Here is a 21,037-nt window from a genome sequence, read left to right as displayed (position 1 = left end):
CCGCCGGGTCTGTTCGCACCCCCGCGCGGGCGATACGAAAACGTGATATGGTTTCCCACAGGTTTGCCGCTGCTTGCGCGGCACCTGTTCGGAGAGGAACCTGCATGAAGAAAGTCTATGAGAAGCCGACGCTGGACAAGCGCGAAAGACTGTCCAGCGTCACGGCGGTTTGCGCGCCGTCGACTTGCGCGACCTGATCGCCGGGCGATCAGACCTCCGGCGTTCTCAGTCGATATCGAACGAGACGCCCTGGGCGAGCGGCAGCGCCTTGGAATAGTTCACCGTGTTGGTGGCGCGCCGCATATAGGCCTTCCACGCATCGGAGCCGCTCTCGCGGCCGCCGCCGGTTTCTTTTTCGCCGCCAAAGGCACCGCCGATCTCGGCGCCCGAAGTGCCGATGTTGACATTGGCAATGCCGCAGTCCGACCCGTCGACACCGAGGAAGCGCTCGGATTCCTGCAGGTCACGGGTGAATATCGATGACGACAGGCCGGCTCCCACCGCATTGTGCTCGTCGAGCACGGCGTCGAAATCCGAATATTTCATCACATAGAGGATCGGCGCGAAGGTCTCTTCCGTGACAGGGGCCACCTGCTTGGGCATTTCGACCAACGCTGGATGCACGTAATAGGCATCCGGGTGACCGTTCTCGACCCGTGTGCCGCCGGTCACCTTGCCGCCATGGGTGGCAGCTTCTTTTAGTGCCTTCTGCATGGCGTCGAAGGCCGCCTTGTCGATCAGCGGCCCGACCAGCGAGGAGGTCTCCAGCGGATTGCCGACCGACACGCTTTCGTAAGCCTTCTTGAGGCGTGGAACCAGGGCGTCATAGACGCTGTCATGCACGAACAGGCGACGCAGCGTCGTGCAGCGCTGTCCCGCCGTGCCCATGGCGCCGAAGGCGATGGCGCGCAGCGCCATGTCGAGATCGGCTGTCGGGCAGACGATGCCGGCATTGTTGCCGCCAAGCTCCAGCACGGCGCGCGCAAAGCGCTTGGCCAGGCGCGGGCCGACGTCGCGGCCCATGCGTGTCGAGCCGGTGGCCGAAACCAGCGGCACCTTGGGGTGATCGACCAGGATCTCGCCGACGGCGCGGTCGCCGATCAGCACCGGCGCCAGGCCTTGCGGTGCGTCCGCGCCGAAGCGCGTGACCGCACGCTTGAAGATCGCCTCGCAGGCAAGTGCCGTCAGCGGCGTCTTCTCCGAAGGCTTCCACACCACCGCGTCGCCGCAGACCAGCGCCAGCGCTGCGTTCCACGACCACACCGCGACCGGGAAGTTGAAGGCGGAAATGACGCCGACGACGCCGAGCGGATGCCAGGTTTCCATCATCCGATGGCCGGGGCGCTCGGTGGCAATGGTCAGACCGTACAATTGCCGGGAGAGGCCGACGGCGAAATCGCAGATGTCGATCATCTCCTGCACTTCGCCGAGCCCCTCGGACGGGATCTTGCCGACCTCGATCGAGACCAGCCGGCCAAGCTCGGCCTTGTGCGCACGCAGCTCCTCGCCGAGCAGCCGCACCAGCTCGCCACGTCTCGGTCCCGGCACCATCCGCCACGCCTGGAAGGCCTTGTGCGCGGCATCGATCACCTTGGCCGCGTCAGCCGGCGAGATCGTCTTCAGCGCCGCGATCTGCTCGCCCGTCACAGGGCTCCGCACGATCAGGTCGCCGCTGACAAGCGCCTCCTTGGCCACACCCAGATTAGCCAGAAGCTCGGCCGTTTCCTTCGCTATCGTCATTTTTGTCCCTTTCAGATCCCGTCGCCATTATATGGCGCTGGGTTAAGCCTTCGCCGTGTCGCCCGCGTACCGAAAGGCACTTCAGGCACAGTCATGGCGTGGCATTACTCGTTTCAGGGGAAAATCGCCACCCCGGCATGGTCCAAGCCCAAGCTACACGATTGAGCCAGATGGGCAGATGACGCTCAGTTCGCCTTTTTCGCCGGCGCGTGCACGGCACCGTCCTTCATCAGCCGGTCGATATGCATGCGGATATGGGCCGCTTCCGCCGCCGTGTTGGCAAGCGCAATGGCGCGGTCGAAGGCGACGCGCGCCTCCTCGCCCCGGTCAAGCTGCATCAAAAGGCCACCCTTGAGGCCGAAGAAATGGAAATAGCCGGAAAGCCGGTCTTCCAGCGGCTCGATCATGGCGAGCGCCTCTGCCGGTCCACGCACCTTGGAGACCGCGACGGCCCGGTTGAGCGTGACCACCGGTGATGGCTGCATCTGCTCGAGCAAGCGGTAGAGCAGGTCGATCTCGTTCCAGTCGGTGTCCTCGGCCCTTTCGGCCCGCGCATGCAGCGCGGCAATAGCCGCCTGCACCTGATAGGGGCCGGGCTTGCGATGCCGTAGCGCTTTGTCGACCAGCGCCAGCCCCTCATCGATCATCTTGCGGCTCCACAGGCTGCGATCCTGATCTTCGAGCAGTACGATCTCGCCGCTCTGGTCAAATCGAGCCGGTGCGCGCGCATGCTGCAGAAGCAGCAGTGCCGTCAGCCCCATGATCTCCGGCTCGGTCTGGAACAGCCGCAACAACAGCCGTGCCAGCCGGATCGCCTCTTCGCACAGCGGCGCGCGAGCCGGCGCCTCGCCGCTGTTGGTCGAATAGCCCTCGTTGAAGATCAGGTAGACCATGGCTGCGACAGCGGCGAGCCGCTCGGAGCGCTCGACGGCACCCGGAGTCTCGAACGGCACGCCGGCGTCCGCAATGCGCGCCTTGGCGCGGGTGATGCGCTGCTCCATGGCGCTTTCGCCGACCAGGAAGGCGCGTGCGATCTGCTTGACGGTGAGGCCCGAGACAATCCGCAGCGCCACCGCGATCTGCTGCGTTGCCGGCAGATCGGGATGGCAGCAGATGAACAGCAGCCGCAGAATGTCATCACGGTAATGCGCCCCGTCCAGCCGCTCGGCGATATCGCTCTCAGCGTCTTCCAGGTCGGAAATCTGGTCTTCCTCCGGCATCGGCGCCTGCTTGGCGCGCTTGCGCACGGCATCGATGCCGCTGTTGCGGCCGACAAAGATCAGCCAGGCCGCGGGATCACGCGGCGGCCCGTTCTGCGGCCAGTTCTTGATGGCCCTGAGGCACGCATCCTGGAAAGCTTCCTCCGCCGTATCGAGATCGCGGAAATAACGCAGCAGCGCGCCCATCGCCTGCGGGCGGGCGGCGCTGATCGCCGAGCTGATCCAGGCGAGTTCGGTCATGCGGAAACCTTGGCGGGATTGAAGATCGAGACCGGCCGGATCTCGTAGGAGCCGCCGCTCGGATTGACCTCGGAAAGCTCGCGAGCGAACTCGACAGCCTCATCGAGATCGGCGCATTCGAGCGTGTAGAAGCCGAGGAATTGTTCTTTTGTCTCGGCAAACGGTCCGTCGATGACGACCGCTTCGCCCTTGACCTTCCTCAGGGTCGTCGCGGCGGTCGTCGGCAAAAGCCGCGCCACCGGGCCAAGCCGGCCGGCCTTGGCATATTTGTCCTGAACGTCGAGGAGATTGGCCATGACCTCGTCGTCCTGTGCCTTGCTCCAGGAGCAGACGACATCTTCGGAAGCATAGCAGAGGATTGCGTAGAGCATGGCTGGTCCTTTTCTCTGTCAAAGGACGAAACAGTAAGACCGATCCCGACACGACGTCGATAAAAAAATCCCGATGCGGCGGATTTGGCGACCGCCGGTCGCCACCAGTCAGCTTCCGCGCATCTTCAGCCATCGCAGCACGAGAGCTTCCTCGTCATCGAGACCATCGATGGAGCGCTTGCGCTTGTTGGCCTGCGCCATTTCGTCCAGCAATCGCCCCTCTGACCAGGCGTCGAAGACCTGCGGATGGATGTAGCATTTGCGGCAGACGGCACGCGTGTTGCCCAGCCGCTCGGCAACCTTGTCTATGACGCTGTTCATCAGCCGCTTTCGCTGCGCCTGGCTTTGCGGCAATTCCGTCTGTGCAAATAGCGAGGCTGCATGGATGGTGCCGCCCCAAGTGCGGAAATGCTTCGAACTGAACGCATCGCCGGTAGCATCGCGGATATAGCGGTTGACGTCCTCGGAGCGGACCGGCCGCCTGGCGCCGTCCTCATCGAGATACTGGAACAGCTTCTGGCCAGGCAGGTCCTGCGCGCCACGCACGATTCCAGCGATGCGGCGGTCGATCAGCTTCAGCTTCCACTCCTTGCCGGACTTTCCCTTGAAGGCAAACCGAAGGCTTGAGCCGACGATATCGACGTGGCGGTCGCGCAATGTGGTCAGCCCGAAACTCTTGTTGTCGCGAGCGTAGGCGGAATTGCCGACCCGGATCATCGTGTTGTCAAGCAGCCAGACGACCGCGGCGACGACACGCTCGAGCGGCAGGCCGCGACGGCGCAGATCGCTGTCGATCCTGCGCCGCAGGTCCGGCAGGCTTTCGGCAAAGGTGACAAGGCTCGAATATTTGGCGCCGTCGCGTTCTTCGGCCCATTGGGGATGGTAGCGGTATTGCTTGCGTCCGCGCTGGTCCCTCCCGGTTGCCTGGATATGGCCGTCGGCGTCGGGCGAAATCCACACATCCGTCCAGGCCGGCGGAATGACGATCGCCTCGATGCGCGCCCTGGTGGCGCCTGGAACCGCCCGCCCGTCCGGACCCTTGTAGAAAAAACCCTTGCCCGTCTTTAGCCGCCGGATACCGGGCTCGGCATCGCTGACATAGGTGAGCGACGCATGATCGGCCGAGCTTTGCGCCTCGTTCTTCGGCGCGCCATTTTTCGGCCCAGCGTCTTCGTCAGCCGGCCGGCCGGGCGACAATCCGGATTTTTGCAGCATGTCAGCTCCACACAAATATCCGTAGATAAGCTGTTGGTAGATTGCTGGTTCCACACGCCGTCCGAAAAGCCTGTGGCGGCGAAGTAGTGTTGGTCCCGGGGGGGCTGGCGCCTACAGAGCGCCTTGCAGCTGGATCGACTGCGCGGACAAACGCCGCCGCGCCGCAAGCTTGAACCTGTAGCGCAGGCAGCGCCAGGCTTCCGAGCGCCGCTTCGGCGCGGCCGCTGCCACCGCCAGGAAGCGTGCCGCGGTGTCCAGATCGCCGCGCGCATAGTGGACCCGGGCGATCTTGAGGGCGACAAGCCCTTCCCTGGTCTTGAGCGCCGACATCGGGATGTTGCAGTCGGTAAGCGTGCGCAATTGTCGGCGCCAATCCAGGAAGCGCCGTACCGGGTTGATCGCAAAGCGATCGTCGGAACGCACCGGCGAAACCTCATAGACCATGACGGGTTGCGAAACCATGGCCAGCGATGCCTTGCTCATCAGCCGCGCCCAGAACAGCGTATCCTCGTCATAAGCCAATCCGACCGGGAATCTCGTCTCGCCGATCAGCGATCGGGATGCCAGGACGCTGCCCACGGCGACCGACCGTATGTCGCCTTTCACATAGGCCGAAGCGTTTGCCAGGCACGCAGCCCGATAGCCGTTTGGCACCTTGATCTGTCGATCCTGGCCGTTCACCCGTCGCCGGTAGGCGCCCACGATCATATCGGCTTTCGGCTGCTCCTCCGCCTTCCGGAGCAGCGAGCGCAATCCGCCTTGCAGATGCAGGTCGTCGGCATCGATCAGGTATACCCAGGGATGGGCCGCCTCCACCAGCGCCGCATTGCGGGCATCGCCGGCATCGCGGCAACTGGCCGGCAGCACACGCAACGGCAACGACAGTCCCGCCGCGGCCTCCTGCGCGACAGTTGCCGTGCCGTCGGTCGATGCATCGTCAACCAGCAGGATCTCGCCGATGATCTCGGCCTCGCTGCGAAGCGACGCCAGCGTCGCCGCGATGGTCGCCGCCGCGTTGCAGGCAGGAATGACGACGCTGATCGCTCTCAATACAGAAACCCCGCGCCACGCGCTTAAGAATACAATTATCGTCCACTTCGAAACGAATGCAGATTAGCGGCCACATCGGTGTTTGAGAAGCAGTCTTGTCCATCCGGAGTTGCTGCGAAGAAACCGCTACGGGTGCGGCCTGCTTTCAGGCCTTTTCGAGCACGACCGGAATGACATCGACAGCTTGCTCGCCGACCTGTCCCCCAGTGGTCTTGAGCACGCCAACGATCGGCGCCACGTCCGAATAGTCGCGGCCGTAACCGACCGTGATGTGGTCATTGCTGGCCCGCATGCCGTTGGTCGGATCGAATTCCTGCCAGCCGGCATCGCGTCCGCACCAGACCTTGACCCAGGCATGCATGGCATCGGCGCCTTCCAGCCGGGGTTTGCCTTTCGGCGGGATGGTGCGCAGGAATCCGCTGACATAACCAGCCGGAATGCCGAGCCCGCGCAGACCGGCGATCATGATGTGCGAAAAGTCCTGGCAGACGCCGCGCTTCAGCTTGAAGGCATCGCTGGCCCGGGTCCGCACCGTGGTTGCCTCGCCGTCATAGGTAAAATCGCGATGGATCCGATTGCACAGGTTCATGGCCGTGCCGGCGGCAGAGCCGGCTATGCTGTCCCGCGCGTAGGTGGTGATCGCACCATCGATACCGGCATGGGTGCTGGCCGTCAGGAAATGGTGCGGTGTATCAGGCGCCAGCGACCGCACCGCGGCGAGCTCCTGCCTGAGCCGGCCAATATCGGGCGACACGTCGAGCCCGGGCTCGGGCCGCGACACCGAGACGCGTGCGCTCATCCTTATGTCGAGCGCGTCATGCGCGTCGCGAAAGGCGATCGAGGTGACGTTGTTGCCGAAGAAATCGGAAAAGTCGGAACGCTCGCTGGGCGCCGGCGCAAAGGACAAGGATGCGGCGATGACACGCTGCACGCCCGATATCGTCGACGGCAGTACCCGCACTTGATGACGACCGCCGCCAGCAGCAGCAGCGTAGTCGTAGTGGAGATGAAGCCTGATATCGTAGAGCATGCGTTATCCGAAATAGGCTTTGGCAAGGCTGTTGTAGAGGCCGCCGATTTCGTAGGCGAGCTCGTCCAGCGCCTTTGCCGTCATATCCGAAGGCTCCTTGATGGCGATCTGGGTGTTGAGCTGCAGGATCTCTTTCGCCGCCGGCGACATGTGCCCCTCCCCGCCGAGCGGCGGCAACAGGCCGATCTCGGCCTTCAGCCTTTCGAGCTGGAACAGGATGGAGCGCGGATTGAGCGGGTCGAGCGCCAGGAGATCGATCACCGTGCGCCGGCCGGCCTGCACCGGATACTGCCGGCGGTGGGTCATCACGCTGTCGCCGATCTCCAGCATCATGTCGAGCGCCCCGTCCGGCGCCTTGGCGCTGGTCAGCCGCGACAGTGTGCGGGCGATCTGGATGCCGCGCTCCAGCCGGCGGCCGATCTCGAGGAAGCGCCAGCCGGCGAAGCGGTACATGTTCTCGTGCAGCAGGCCGGAAAAGCCGGCAAGCTTGCGCAGAATGACCGTCATCGCCCGGGTCGCGTCGTCGCCAGGCGCCACCGTCGTTGCGAACTGATGGATGGTCTTCGACAGGTCCTTCAGCGCCAGCCAGCCATCGGGCGAGAAGCGGTCGCGGATCTGCCCGGCGCTGTAGACCGCACTATCCAGCGTACCGATCAATCCTGACGGGATCGCCGTCTCGACGTCGATGCCGAAAGGTTCGAGATAATCCCTGATGTCGGCGAGCAGCGGCATGTCCGGGTCGGAGGTCTCGGCCAGCCGCACATGGTAGGCGCGCAGGATGCGCACCGTGTCTTCGGAGCGCTCGATGTAACGGCCGAGCCAGGTCAGGTTTTCCGCCGCACGGCTGGGCAGGCTGCCGGGCCTAGTGCGGGTAAAGCTGTCGCCTTCTTGCGGTAACAGCGTCTCGCGCTCTACCGGTTTGTCGCTGACAACCCAGACATCCGCTGCCTGGCCGCCACGCTGCATGGCGATCGCCGTCGGGTCGAGCGACAGGCCGACGCGGGCAAAACCGCCCGGCATCACCGTCCAGCCGTCCGGCGTGCGCGCCAGATAGACGCGCAGGCTCGCCGGCCGCGGCTCTAGCCAGCCGCCGACATAGACGGGCGTCGTCGAAAGCGTCACCGCTTCCTGGCCGACGAAGTCGCCGCCATAGCGTTCGATGCGCGCCACCAGCTCCGCCCGCTCGCCGGCGGACAGCGCCGAGCCGAGCTTCGTCTGTTCGTCATCCTCGAAGGCAAGTCTCGTCGACAGCGCCGGCCCGATAACCATGCGATCGATATTGGCCAGCACATGCGCGCGTTCGGTTGCTTGCCCGCACCACCATGTCGCGACGCTTGGCAGCAGCAATTCCTCGCCCCGCAAAGCACGTGAAATCTTGGGCAGGAAGGCGAGCAGCGCGCGCGTCTCCATCAGACCGGAGCCCAGCGCATTGACGGTCGCAACCGCACCCTGGCGGATCGCCTCGACCAGGCCCGGCGTGCCGATCTGCGAATCCGGGCGCAGTTCGAGCGGATCGGCGAAGGCGGCATCGAGCCGCCGCCACAACACGCTGATCGGCATCAGGCCGGAAACCGTGCGCACCATCAGCCGGCCGCCGGAAACGGTCAAATCCTCGCCTTCGAGCAGCATGATGCCGAGATAACGGGCGATGTAGGCATGTTCGTAGTAGGTCTCGTTGAGCGGCCCCGGCGTCAGGATGGCGACGCGGCCATCGGTTTCCTTGGCCATGCCGATCAGCGCATCGCGAAAACGGCGGAAAAAGCCGGCAAGGCGATGCACATGCATCTCGCCATAGATATCGGACAGCGCACGTGTGGTGGCGACGCGGTTCTCCAGCGCGAAACCGGCGCCGGACGGCGCCTGGGTGCGATCGCCCAGCACCCACCACTGGCCATCAGGCCCGCGGCCGAGCTCGAAGGCGCAGAAATGCAGGAAATGGCCGCCGGCCGGCCTGGTGCCAACGACGGGCCGCAAATATTCCGGACTGGCCGCGATCAACCCCGCCGGCAGGATACCTTTTTCGACCAGCCGGTTGGGTCCGTAGATATCGGCGATGGTTTCCTCGAACAACTCGGCGCGCTGCACGAGGCCGGCGCTGATCGCAGCCCACTCGCTCTCCTCGATGAGAACCGGGACATGCGCCAGCGGCCATTCGCGCTCATTGGCGCCGGCCTTGTCGTAGACGCGGTAGTAGACGCCGGCGTCGCGCAGATACTGGTCGGCGCGGGCGAAACGCTGGCCGAGTTTCTCAGGCCCCAGCTCGTCGAGCGCTTCGATGAAGTGCTTCCAGACCGGGCGGGGATTGCCTGACGCATCGACCATCTCGTCGACGACGCCGTCGATCGGCTGGTAGTGCTCCAGCAGGCTGTGGATCTGCGGCTTGCCGCGTACCCTCTTGTGATTCCCCTTTGCCATCGCTGATCAGAGTCTTGCCGGCCGCCGAAGGTCAAGGGTCATCGGGAAATCTTCCGCCGGTTGTTCCTCATGGATCACATAGGCGGATGGCGTATGGCCGCGCGGTTCGAAGCGGGCGAGCCGCCGAGCTTCCGCCTCGTTGCCATTGACCGGAAAGGTATCGTAATTGCGCCCGCCGGGATGAGCGACATGGTAGACGCAGCCGCCGACCGCACGGCCCGACCAGCGGTCATAGATATCGAACACCAGCGGCGTGTTGACCGGCAGCGCCGGATGCAGGCCCGATGCCGGTTGCCAGGCCTTGAAGCGGACGCCCGCCACCGCCACTTCGCGGTTGTCCGTCGCCTTCATCGGCACGACACGGCCGTTGCAGACGACCGCATGGCGCTCCGGGTTCAGCCCTTCAGTCTTGACCTGCAGCCGTTCGACCGAGGAATCGACGAAGCGCACGGTGCCGCCGATCGCGCCTTGCTCGCCCATGACATGCCAGGGTTCGAGCGCCTGCCGCAGTTCCAGCTTGATGCCAGCGTGTTGAACCTCGCCGCAGAACGGGAAGCGGAATTCGAGCTGGGCATCGAACCATTCGGGCCTGAATTCGAAGCCGTTGAGCTTGAGGTCGTCGAGCACGTCGAGGAAATCGGCCCATACGTAATGCGGCAGCATGAAGCGGTCGTGCAGCGACGTGCCCCAGCGCACGAAGCGGCCGTCGAGCGGGCTCTTCCACGCGCGGGCAATGATCGCCCTAACAAGCAGTTGCTGCGCGAGGCTCATGCGCGCGTTGGGCGGCATCTCGAAGCCGCGGAACTCGACCAACCCCAGCCGGCCGGTCAGTCCGTCCGGCGAGAACAGCTTGTCGATGCAGATTTCCGAACGGTGCGTATTCCCGGTGACGTCGGTCAACAAATTGCGGAACAGCCGGTCGACCAACCAGGGCAAGGGTGCCGCGCCCTGGTCCGGATGCGGCACCTGCGCCATCGCGATCTCGAGTTCGTAGAGCGAATCGTGACGCGCCTCGTCGAAGCGCGGCGCCTGGCTGGTTGGGCCGATGAACAGGCCCGAGAACAGGTAGGACAGCGAGGGACGCCGCTGCCATTGCAGCACCAGGCTCTTCAACAGGTCCGGCCGGCGCAGGAACGGACTGTCATTGGGCGTCGCGCCGCCGACCACGACATGGTTGCCGCCGCCGGTGCCGGTGTGACGGCCATCGATCATGAACTTGTCGGCGCCAAGCCGCGTCTGCCGCGCCTCCTCGTAGATCGCCGTCGTCGTCGCAACGCAATCCTGCCAGTTGGACGCCGGATGGATGTTGACCTCGATGACGCCGGGGTCGGGCGCCACGCGGATGACGTTGAGACGTGGATCGTGCGGCGGGCCATAGCCCTCGATATGCACGGGAAGACCGATCGCCTTTGCCGCGTTCTCGGCCGCCGCAACCAATTCCAAATAGTCTTCCAGCGCCTCGACCGGCGGCATGAACACGCACAGCCGCCCATCACGCGGCTCGACCGAAAGTGCGGTGCGCACCGCGCCGCCGATCTCGGTGATCTCCTGCTCGACCCGGTCCTGTTGGCCGGTCGCCGCCGTGAAGGACACCGCCTGCTGGCGGCGCGCCATCTCATCGGCGCCTTCCAGTTCGGCCGGAGCAGCGGAGGGCAGTATGGCTTCGCGCGCGGGCAGCGGGCCGCGTGGCAGCGACGGATCGACCGGCACGATGTAAGGAAACTGCTCCGGCGGTACATAGGGCAACGTGCCGAGTGGCAAGCGGTAGCCGACCGGTGAATCCCCGGGCACCAGGAACAGCCGGCCGCGCCGCGTCTTCCATTTTTCCGAGCGCCAGCGCGGCCCCGACGCCTGGCTGTTCCAGCGCTGGACGGGAAGCACATAGCCGGACGGTTTGGTCAGCCCGCGTTCGAAGACTTTTGCCATGCGGCTGCGTTCTTCGGGGTCCTCCAGCTTGGAGTTAGAGGGATCAACATTGTCCGGCAGCTTGCCTTCCTTGAGCAGCCACTCGGCCGGATCCTCATAGGCTTCGCTGACCATGGTCTTGTCGATGCCGAGTTCACCGGCAATCGCGGTCAGCAGGCTTTCGGCCTGTTTCGGGCCGATATCAGCCTCGCTCTTTTCGCGGGCGATCAGCGACGGGTCGCTCCACACCGGCTGGCCATCGGCGCGCCAGTAGAGCGAGAAGGTCCAGCGCGGCAGGCTTTCGCCCGGATACCATTTGCCCTGGCCGTAGTGGAGAAAGCCTCCCGGCGCAAAGCGCTCACGCAGTTTTCGGATCAGTTCATCAGCCTTTTCGCGCTTGGTCGGGCCGACGGCGGCGGTGTTCCATTCGGCCGACTCGAAATCGTCGATCGACACGAAGGTCGGCTCGCCGCCCATGGTCAGCCGCACATCGCCGGCCGCAAGCGCGGCATCCACCTTGTTGCCGAGCGCGTCGAGCGCCTGCCAACTTTCATCCGAGAATGGCTTGGTGATGCGCGGATGTTCAGCGATGCGATCGACTCGCATCTCGAAGCCGAATTCGACATTGGCGAAGCTCGCCATGCCGGAAATCGGAGCAGCATTGCGAAAATGCGGCGTCGCTGCCAGCGGCACATGGCTTTCGCCGGTGAGCAGACCCGATGTCGGATCGAAGCCGATCCAGCCGGCTCCGGGAAGATAGACCTCGCACCAGGCGTGCAGGTAGGTGAAATCCACCGCGGTTCCCGGCGGGCCGTCGAGCGCGGCGAGGTCGGGCTTGAGCTGGATCAGGTAGCCGGAGACGAAGCGCGCGGCGATACCGAGATTGCGCAGGATCTGCACCAGCAGCCAGCTCGAATCCCGGCACGATCCCTTGGCGGCAGCCAGTGTTTCCTCCGGCGAGAACACACCGGTTTCCATGCGCACGATATAGGCGATCTCGCGCTGCAGCCGGGCATTGAGGTCGACCAGGAAATTGACGGTATTGGCAGCGCTGCGGTCAATGGTCTTCAGCAGGGTCGACAGCAGCGGTCCGGCCGGTTCCGGGGTGCGATAGATGGCGAGATCGTCGCGTATTTCTTCCGGATACTCGAACGGAAACGCCTCGGCCGACGGCTCGACGAAGAAATCGAACGGATTGTAGACCGTCATGTCGGCAACGAGGTCGACCTCGATCTTCAGCTCGGTCACCGGCTCCGGAAAGACAAAACGGGCAAGGAAGTTGCCGTAGGGGTCCTGCTGCAGATTGACGAAATGGTTCGCCGGCTCGACCTTGAGCGAATGGCTCAGCACCTTGGTGCGGGAATGCGGCGCCGGCTGCAGCCTGATGATCTGGGGGCCGAGAACCACCGGCCGATCGTATTTGTAGTGGGTCAGGTGATAGACGGCTGCCAGAATTGCCATGGTGCCCCGGAAGTCGGCGTTTCAATCCGCCGAACCCTGACACATCTGGCGGCCATTCTCCAAGCAGAGATGTTGCGGTGCACCTAATTAAGCAACGGTTGCCGGCTTAAGGTGTGTTGAGATTCAGCTCAGGCCGAGTCGAAAATGGTGGCTTCCGAGAACCGGAGCGGAGCGTACTTTTCGTACGTGAGCACCGGAAGCGCAGGAAGCCACCGTTTGCAGGCCGGCCTCACCTGAATATCGACACAGCTTAGAAGAACGCCTGGATGCCAGTCTGCGCCCGTCCCAGGATCAGCGCGTGCACGTCATGCGTGCCCTCATAGGTGTTGACCGTCTCCAGGTTCTGCGCATGGCGCATCACGTGGTAGCCGATCTGGATGCCGTTGCCGCCATGCATGTCGCGGGCCTGGCGGGCGATGTCGAGCGCCTTGCCGCAATTGTTGCGCTTGACGATCGAGATCATTTCCGGCGCCATCTTGCCTTCATCCAGCAACCGCCCGACGCGCAAGGATGCCTGCAGCGCGAGCGCAATCTCGGTCTGCATGTCGGCGAGCTTCTTCTGGTAAAGCTGCGTGCCGGCCAGCGGCTTGCCGAACTGTTTGCGGTCGAGGCCATACTGGCGGGCACGATGCCAGCAATCTTCCGCCGCACCCATCGAGCCCCAGGAAATGCCGTAGCGGGCCCGGTTGAGGCAGCCGAACGGTCCGCCGAGGCCCTTGGCGTTGGGCAGCAGCGCATCCTCGCCGACCTCGACGCCTTCCATCACCACTTCGCCGGTGATGGAAGCCCGCAGCGACAGCTTGCCACCGATCTTCGGCGCCGAAAGCCCTTTCATGCCCTTTTCCAGCACGAAGCCACGGATCTCGTCCTTGCCGTTTTCGCCCTTCAACTTCGCCCAGACGACGAACACATCGGCGACCGGCGCGTTGGAAATCCACATCTTCGAGCCGGAGAGCCTGTAGCCGTTGGCGGTCTTCTCGGCGCGCGTCTTCATACCACCCGGGTCGGAGCCGGCATCCGGCTCGGTCAGGCCGAAACAGCCAATCCACTCGCCACTGGCGAGCTTGGGCAGGTACTTCTTACGCTGCTCGTCCGAGCCGTAGGCGTAGATCGGATACATCACCAGCGACGACTGCACTGACATCATCGAGCGATAGCCCGAGTCGACACGTTCGACTTCCCGCGCGACCAGCCCATAGGTCACATAATTGGCGCCGAGCCCGCCGAATTCCTCGGGGATGTTGATGCCGAGCAGACCGGCCTCGCCCATTTCGCGGAAGATCGCGGTGTCGAAGGTCTCGTTGAGATAGGCGTCCTCGATCCGCGGCGCCAGCTTGTCGGCGGCAAAGGCCGCCGCGCCGTCGCGAACCATGCGCTCGTCTTCCGAAAGCTGGTCCTCGATCAGGAACGGGTCTTCCCAGACGAATGCATTCTTGTCGGCGGCCATGGCGTTCTCCCAACCAGTGTATGTCGCCCAAAAGTGTAAGCGGTTTGGGATGACATGCATGAAGCAAAATCTTGGCCCGGCTTATCGGCCTGCGCCCTGAAAAAATCAAACGAAATTGCTTCACCGATCAATGAGCGTTAGGAATGGATCATGAGTGTCCAGCGCCGCCTTTTGCCCAACATCAGCGCCCTTGCCGCCTTCGAGGCGGTGGCCCGCCTGGGCAGTTTCACCGCCGCCGCCCAAGAGCTGGATCTGACCCAGGGCGCCGTTAGCCGGCAGATCAGATTGCTGGAAGATCAGTTCGGCCGCCGACTGTTCGAACGCGACAGCCGCAATGTCAGGCTGTCGACACCAGGCGAAATCTATGCCGAAGCGGTGCGGTCAGCGCTTGGCCAACTGCGTGACGCAGCCCTTGGATTGATGAGCAATCGGCATAGCGGCATCCTGAACCTTGCCATATTGCCGACCTTCGGCACGCGCTGGCTGATGCCGATGATCCCCGATTTCGTCGAAAACAATCCTGACATCACCATCAACTTCGTCACCCGTGTCGGCCGCTTCGACTTCACCAGGGAGCGGCTGGACGCCGCCATCCACTATGGCCTGCCGGACTGGCCGGAGGCCGACTCGACACTGCTGGTGCGCGAAACGGTGGCGCCGGTGGTGTCGCCCGAATTCCTCGCCGGCCGCGCCATCGCCACACCGGCCGATATCGGCCGCCTGCCGCTGCTGCACATGGCGACGCGCCCTGGCGCCTGGACTGAATGGTTCGAGCATCAGGGCCTCAGCGCGCCGACTGGGCCGGGCATGCAGTTCGAGCAGTTCGGCACCGCCGCCCAGGCTTGCATGGCCGGGCTCGGCGTCGCGCTGCTGCCGTTGATTCTCATCGCGGGAGAATTGCAGCGCGGCCAGTTGGTGCCCGCGCCCGGCCAGCCCATGCAGAGCCGCAGCGCCTATTATCTCGTCGTCCCGCACGACAAGCGCGGCCATCCGCCGGTCGCCAGCTTTCGCGATTGGCTGCTGGGCCAGGTTGAGAAGGAGCCGGCTGTTCTGGCGTGGTAGCTACTTCCGCTTCAGCGCATCTGCCAGCGCCGCACCGAACGCGCCTTGCTGCGCCGGCCGTTCCGGCTGGCGCTGTGGCGCCGACGAGCGTGGCACTGGCCTGTCGCCACCATTGTCGCGCGGCCCGCCGCCCTTCGATGCGCCGCCTTCGCCGCCATCCTTGCGCATGGAAAGCGCTATGCGCTTGCGCTTGATGTCGACGTCGACGACGCGCACCTTGACCACGTCGCCGGCCTTGACCACCTCATGCGCATCCTTGATGAAGCGATCGGCCAGTTGCGAGACATGCACCAGCCCGTCCTGATGGACGCCGATATCGACGAAGGCGCCGAAGGCAGCGACATTGGTGACGGTGCCTTCCAGCAGCATGCCGGGCTTCAGATCCTTGATGTCGTCGATGCCGTCGGCGAAGGTCGCCGTTTTGAAGCCGGGACGCGGGTCGCGGCCAGGCTTTTCCAGCTCCGCCAGGATGTCGCGCACCGTCGGCAGGCCGAAACGCTCATCGACGAAGACGCGCGGATCGAGCGCCTTGAGCGCGGCACTGTCGCCCATCAACGAGCGCACATCGCGCCCGCAGGCGGCGACGATCTTCTTCGCCACGCCATAGGCTTCCGGATGCACCGACGAGGCATCGAGCGGCTCGCTGCCATTGGCAATGCGCAGGAAGCCGGCACTTTGCTCGAACGCGCGCGGCCCGAGCCGCGGCACCTTGAGCAAATCCTTCCGGCTGGCGAAGGGACCGGTCGCATCACGACGCGCAACGATGGCGTCGGCGAGCGATGCGCCAAGGCCGGAGACGCGCGCCAGCAGTGGCGCCGAGGCGGTGTTGAGGTCGACGCCGACGGCGTTGACCGCATCCTCGACCACCGCTTCCAGCGAGCGGCCGAGCCGGTACTGGTCGACATCATGCTGATACTGGCCGACGCCGATCGATTTGGGTTCGATCTTGACCAGTTCGGCCAGCGGATCCTGCAGGCGCCGGGCGATCGACACGGCGCCGCGCAGCGACACGTCGAGACCCGGGAATTCCGCCGCCGCCGTCGCCGATGCCGAATAGACCGAGGCGCCCGCCTCGCTGACGATCACCTTGAGCGGCTTCGGGCCACCGTCCGCCGGCATGTCGGACAGCATGTCCGCCACCAGCTTTTCCGTCTCGCGGCTGCCGGTGCCGTTGCCGATCGAAATCAACTCGACCTTGTGCAGGCGGATGAGCTTGGCGAGTTCCGCCTGCGTGCCGCGCACATCGTTCCTGGGCGGAAACGGATAGACCGTCGTCGTTGTCAGCACCTTGCCGGTACCGTCGACCACCGCCACCTTGACGCCGGTGCGGATGCCGGGATCGAGTCCCATCGTGGCACGCGACCCGGCGGGGGCTGCCAGCAGCAAATCCTTCAAATTGCGGGCAAAGACATGGATCGCCTCTTCCTCGGCCCGCTCGCGCAGGTCGCGCATCAAATCGAGCGTCAGGTGCAGCGACAGTTTTATGCGCCAGGTCCAGCCGGCGACCTCCATCAGCCAGCGGTCGCCCGGTAGGCTGCCGCCGATGGCATAGGCATTGGCGATCATCCGCTCGACCGGCTTCACCGGCGAGGTGTCGTCGGCATCGACCTCGATGTCGAGCGACAGCACTTCCTCGTTGCGGCCGCGCAGCATCGCCAGCGCGCGATGGCTCGGCACATTCGCCCAGCGCTCGACATGGTCGAAATAATCGGAGAATTTCGCGCCGGCCTCCTGCTTGCCGTCGACCACCCTGGCCCGCATGAAGGCGCGTTCCTTCATGTAGGTCCGCAATTTGCCGACCAGATCGGCATTCTCGGCGAATTGTTCCGACAGGATATCGCGCGCGCCCTCAAGTGCTGCCTTGGCATCGACCACCTCTTCGGTCAGATAGGCCAGCGCCAGTTCAGCAGGCACCAATGAGCGGTTCGCCAAGATGGCTTCGGCCAGCGGCCCCAGCCCGCGCTCCCTGGCGATTTCGGCCTTGGTGCGGCGCTTGGGCTTGTAGGGCAGATAGATGTCTTCCAGTTCCGCCTTGGTGGTGGCGGCGACGATCTTGCCCTCGAGTTCCGCAGTCAGCTTGCCCTGCTCGCGGATGGAGCCAAGGATAGTGTCGCGGCGCGCATCGAGTTCGCGCAGATAGGAAAGCCGTTCGGCAAGGTCGCGCAATTGCGTGTCGTCCAGCCCGCCGGTCACCTCCTTGCGATAACGCGCCACGAACGGCACCGTCGCGCCTTCATCCAGCAATTCGATCGCCGCCGCCGCCTGTTCGGGCCGCGCGCTGATCTCGGCCGCGATGATGGCTGCGATGCGCTTGATATCGGATGCCATGTCGTTCCTGCTCTTTTCCAAAGAGCGGCGACCATAAGCGCAGACGTCCGGTCCGCCAACCGCCGCGCTTTGATCAGCCCGGCGGGTCCACAGGAAAGCGTACGCTAATGTGGTGGCCTGGCTAGGATCAGACCATCCGGCTCAGCGCCTCGAAGAAAGCGACGATCTCGACATCGAGCGGATCGTCCACCGGCTCCGGCTGCGACGACATCTTGGCGATCACAACTTCGGTCTTGGGATCGACATACAGCCATTGGCCATGGATACCGATGCCGCAATAGGCGCCGCTCGGCAAACCGGTCTGGTACCATTTGTTGCGGTAACGGCCCTTGGGAAACAGCGGCAGCATCGCGCCGCGCTGCCAGGCGTCCGCACTGCCGCCGGTGCTGGTCGTGTCGCGCACCCAAGCCTCGGGCACGATGCGGCGGCCATTGGCCGTACCGCCTTGCCGCATCATCTCGCCGACACGCGCCAGATCGCGCGGCGTCACCGAGATGCCGCCGGCGGTGCGGGCCGTGCCTTCCATGTCGACGCCGATCGAGGCCTCGCTGAGCGCGCCGAGCGGCAGCCACAGTTTCTCGCGCATCAGGTCGGCGAAGCGCTGGCCGGAAGCGCGTTCGAGCAACAGGCCGAGCAGGTCGGAATTGGGCGAGCGGTAGCGGAAGGTCTGGCCGTGCGGCTCGGCAAGGCGCTGCAAGGTCAGGATGAATTCGCGCAGGCTCTCCGTGCCGCCGCCTGGATTCCACAGCGTGGCGCGGCGATAGCGGGCGAAGGCGCTCTCTGGATCGAGATAGGCCTCCTCGAAATCGAGGCTGACGCTCATGTCGAGCACATGCCGCACGCTCGCGTCGCCATAGGCCGAGCCGGCGGCTTCAGGGATGTAGGCCGTCACCGGCGCTTCCGGGTCGAACACCCCCTCGCCTTCCAAGATGCCGGCGACAATGGCGGTCAGCGACTTGCTGATCGAAAAGATGATGTGGCGGGCGCCGAAATCCATGTGCGGCGCGAACCAGTCGCCGATGAATTTGCCGCCTTTCATCACCGTCAGCGCGTCGGTGCTCGAACGTACGAGAAATTCAGCCACCGTCTCCGGCGCACCGCCGACCGAAACCTTTTCGCCTAGCAGCCCGCCCATGTCCCGCACGGGGACTTCGACAACGCCCGACGCTGCCGCCACGCGGGCGGTCGGCACCAGTTCGCCGAGATTCTGGAACGACCACCGGTTGAACGGGTTCTCGCGCCAGTTGGCGAGCAGCACCTCGTTGCGGCGGAAGCCGTACCGGGTCTCGAACGCGGTCTTGCCGGTCATGGCGTTTCCTTCCGGGTCGTTTCTTGTGGGGTTCAGCTCAGCGCGGCGGCTATGGCATGCACGGCCTTCAGCGTCGCTGTGGAATAGGCGAGATTGCTGAAATCCGGATAGGTCGAAAGCTTCACCATGACCATTCCTGTGTTCCAGTCGATATGGATCATCTGCCCGAACACGCCCCGGCACATCAGCGCGCGTGAGCGCGGGTCCTCGATCCAGAACTGGTTGCGATAACTGCCCTCCGGCAGGCTGGGGCTGAAGTCCGGCCCGTGCCTGCCGTTGCGCGTGGCCTCGATCCAGTCGGCCGGCACGACACCGCCACCATTGTCGAGGATCAGCTGGCCAAAACGGCCGTAGTCGCGAAGAGTCGCGTTGAAGCCGCCATCGGCCACCGCATAGCCGGCGCTGTCGACGGTGAAGCAGGCGCTTTCATCAGTGCCAAGCTTTTGCCAGAGTTCTTCCGAAACCAGTTGCGGCAGCCGTTTGCCGGTCACCCGTTCCATGATGAAGGCAAGCACGTCGGTCTCGATCGAGCGGTATTCGAAGGCAGCACCATGCGGGCGGATCGTTTCCTTCAAGCCCAGGATCAGCTCGAACATGTTCGAGGGCCAGCGAAAGGCCGGATCGCTGTCCGGCGGCACCGGCTTCCAGCCGGTGGCGACATCGACCTGGCCAATGTCCGAATAGCGGTCGGTATATTCCTCCGAGAAGCGTACGCCGCTGGTCATGTCCAGCACATGCTGCACACTGGCGCCGGCCCAGCCCGTCGCGCCGAGCTCCGGCAGATAGTCAGTCACCGGCTTGGCTGGATCGATCAGGCCGCGCCCGACCAGTATGCCGAACACCGAACCGGTGACGGACTTCGCCATTGACTGCGACAGGTGCAGCGTGCGGTCATTCATGCCGTTGAAATAGCGCTCATAGGCAATCTTGCCGTCCTTCAGCACCAGGAAGCCGTCCGTATAGGTTTCGTCGAGCAGCCCGGCGAGCGTTGTCGGCTGGCCCTCGCTGTCCTCGACCGACAGCCCGTCGAGATCGACCTCGGCGCGTTCGAACCGGTGGCGATGGCCATTGCCGCGCCAGACTTCGGCGGTCGGCAGAATTTCGCGGATATGCTGGAACGCCCAGCGGTTCCACGGCGGCCGATCCCAGTCGAGCTTCGGCGGCACCATGGCCGGCGGCGAGCCCTGCATGATCGACGGCCGCGGATCAGAGTTGCGGTAGGAGTCCATGAAAGGCCATTCCCGGATAAGAAAAGACCCGGCAGCATATGCCGCCGGGTCCGTCATGCAGCGACTACTTCTGCAGTTCGGTCCAGATCTTGGTGTAGATGTCCTGGATTTCAGGCGCGCACATCTTCTGAAACTCGCCCTGTGGCTTCGCGGCGGCCGGAATGACGACCTCCGGCGCATCCTTCATGTCGGCCGGCATGTACTTGTCCGATCCGGTGATGGCGTTGGCATAGCGATGGAAAGCCGAAAGGCCGGCCGCGTTTTCCGGATCCATGATGAAGTTCTGGAACAGCTTGGCGTTCTCGACGTTCTTGGCTTCCTTCAGAACGACGACATTGTCGCTCCACAGGCCGTATCCTTCCTTCGGATAGTTGTAGTGGATGGCCGGGTTGGCCAGCCGCTGGCGCAGCGCCGAACCATTCCAGTCGCTGGTTGCCTTGAAGTCGCCGGCGCCCATCTTCTCGATGGTGTTGTATTCCATGGCGATCCAGTTCGGTTTGGCCGCGACGAGCGTGTCACGCACCTTCTTCAGCACCGCCTTGTCGTCGGTGCACTGCTGACCGCCGACATATTTGATCGCGGCGAAGATGACGTCATTCATCTCGGGAACGACATTGACCTTGCCCTTCAGCTCATCGGGCGTGTTGAAGATGATGCCCCAGCTGTCAGCCGGTCCCTTGTAGACGTCGGTGTTGACGACCACGCCGACCGTGCCCAGAGCCCACGGCACCGAATATTTGCGGCCCGGGTCGAAATCGGGATTGGCCCATTCCGGCGCCACATTCTTGAAGTTCTCCATCTTGCCCGGATCGGTCTCCAGAACGAGGCCTTCCTTGATCCAGATCGGCACGTAGGTCTGCGACGGCACGGCGATGTCGAAGCCGGTGCCGCCCTGGCGAACCTTGGCGAGCGCGGTATCGTTGGAATCATAGTCGGTGATGGTCACCTTGACGTTGTATTTGGCCTCGAACTTCTTGATCACGTCGGGGCTGGTGTAGTTGCCCCAATTGTAGAT

The 21,037-nt window shown here is 64.3% G+C and carries 14 protein-coding genes; 1 reads left to right on the top strand and 13 read right to left on the bottom strand.

Annotated elements, in window-relative coordinates; translation table 11 throughout:
• Positions 1-225: 225 nt before the first annotated feature.
• From EN993_RS14140 to EN993_RS14100, 9 genes are all read right to left on the bottom strand, one after another.
• Complete coding sequence (locus tag EN993_RS14140; protein WP_109659467.1) at positions 226-1,740, bottom strand: aldehyde dehydrogenase family protein; 1,515 nt, start codon at positions 1,738-1,740, stop codon at positions 226-228.
• Between the two features lie 185 nt (positions 1,741-1,925).
• Positions 1,926-3,200, bottom strand: coding sequence for an RNA polymerase sigma factor (locus EN993_RS14135; RefSeq protein ID WP_109659465.1), 1,275 nt, complete (start codon positions 3,198-3,200; stop codon positions 1,926-1,928).
• Positions 3,197-3,571 carry a YciI family protein gene (locus EN993_RS14130; protein ID WP_109659463.1) on the bottom strand — a complete coding sequence of 125 codons (375 nt, stop codon included), beginning with the start codon at positions 3,569-3,571 and terminating at the stop codon, positions 3,197-3,199. The genes EN993_RS14135 and EN993_RS14130 overlap by 4 nt, the downstream gene beginning before the upstream one ends.
• A 108-nt stretch (positions 3,572-3,679) precedes the next feature.
• Positions 3,680-4,786, bottom strand: a complete 1,107-nt coding sequence (locus tag EN993_RS14125; RefSeq protein WP_127263730.1) for a DNA topoisomerase IB — start codon at positions 4,784-4,786, stop codon at positions 3,680-3,682.
• Between the two features lie 111 nt (positions 4,787-4,897).
• On the bottom strand, positions 4,898-5,836 hold the full coding sequence (locus EN993_RS14120; RefSeq protein WP_109659459.1) for a glycosyltransferase family A protein: 939 nt from the start codon (positions 5,834-5,836) through the stop codon (positions 4,898-4,900).
• A gap of 145 nt (positions 5,837-5,981) precedes the next feature.
• Positions 5,982-6,866 carry a transglutaminase family protein gene (locus EN993_RS14115; RefSeq protein WP_127263728.1) on the bottom strand — a complete coding sequence of 295 codons (885 nt, stop codon included), beginning with the start codon at positions 6,864-6,866 and terminating at the stop codon, positions 5,982-5,984.
• A 3-nt stretch (positions 6,867-6,869) separates the two neighbouring features.
• Complete coding sequence (locus EN993_RS14110; protein ID WP_126070293.1) at positions 6,870-9,281, bottom strand: circularly permuted type 2 ATP-grasp protein; 2,412 nt, start codon at positions 9,279-9,281, stop codon at positions 6,870-6,872.
• 6 nt (positions 9,282-9,287) lie between these two features.
• Positions 9,288-12,647, bottom strand: coding sequence for a transglutaminase family protein (locus tag EN993_RS14105; RefSeq protein ID WP_127263726.1), 3,360 nt, complete (start codon positions 12,645-12,647; stop codon positions 9,288-9,290).
• 250 nt (positions 12,648-12,897) lie between these two features.
• Positions 12,898-14,094, bottom strand: coding sequence for an acyl-CoA dehydrogenase (locus tag EN993_RS14100; protein WP_109659451.1), 1,197 nt, complete (start codon positions 14,092-14,094; stop codon positions 12,898-12,900).
• 150 nt (positions 14,095-14,244) lie between these two features.
• Between EN993_RS14100 and EN993_RS14095 the strand changes: the two genes are divergently transcribed.
• Positions 14,245-15,156 (top strand): LysR family transcriptional regulator, encoded by a 912-nt coding sequence (locus EN993_RS14095; protein ID WP_127263724.1) that lies wholly within the window; start codon positions 14,245-14,247, stop codon positions 15,154-15,156.
• On the opposite strand, the gene EN993_RS14090 is transcribed toward EN993_RS14095, so the two are convergent.
• The 4 genes from EN993_RS14090 to EN993_RS14075 form a co-directional block, all read right to left on the bottom strand.
• Positions 15,157-17,484 (bottom strand): Tex family protein, encoded by a 2,328-nt coding sequence (locus EN993_RS14090; protein ID WP_127263722.1) that lies wholly within the window; start codon positions 17,482-17,484, stop codon positions 15,157-15,159.
• Positions 17,485-17,611: 127 nt separating this feature from the next.
• Positions 17,612-18,793, bottom strand: coding sequence for a serine hydrolase (locus EN993_RS14085; protein ID WP_127263720.1), 1,182 nt, complete (start codon positions 18,791-18,793; stop codon positions 17,612-17,614).
• A 32-nt stretch (positions 18,794-18,825) separates the two neighbouring features.
• Positions 18,826-20,022, bottom strand: coding sequence for a serine hydrolase (locus tag EN993_RS14080; protein ID WP_127263718.1), 1,197 nt, complete (start codon positions 20,020-20,022; stop codon positions 18,826-18,828).
• Between the two features lie 64 nt (positions 20,023-20,086).
• Positions 20,087-21,037: extracellular solute-binding protein (locus EN993_RS14075; protein WP_127263716.1), on the bottom strand; the 951-nt coding region annotated here is incomplete at its 5' end.

This window comes from Mesorhizobium sp. M7D.F.Ca.US.004.01.2.1, assembly GCF_003997785.1.
Lineage (GTDB): Bacteria > Pseudomonadota > Alphaproteobacteria > Rhizobiales > Rhizobiaceae > Mesorhizobium > Mesorhizobium loti.
Note: the sequence above shows the minus strand (reverse complement) of the source record. Positions and strands in the feature narration are given on the sequence as shown.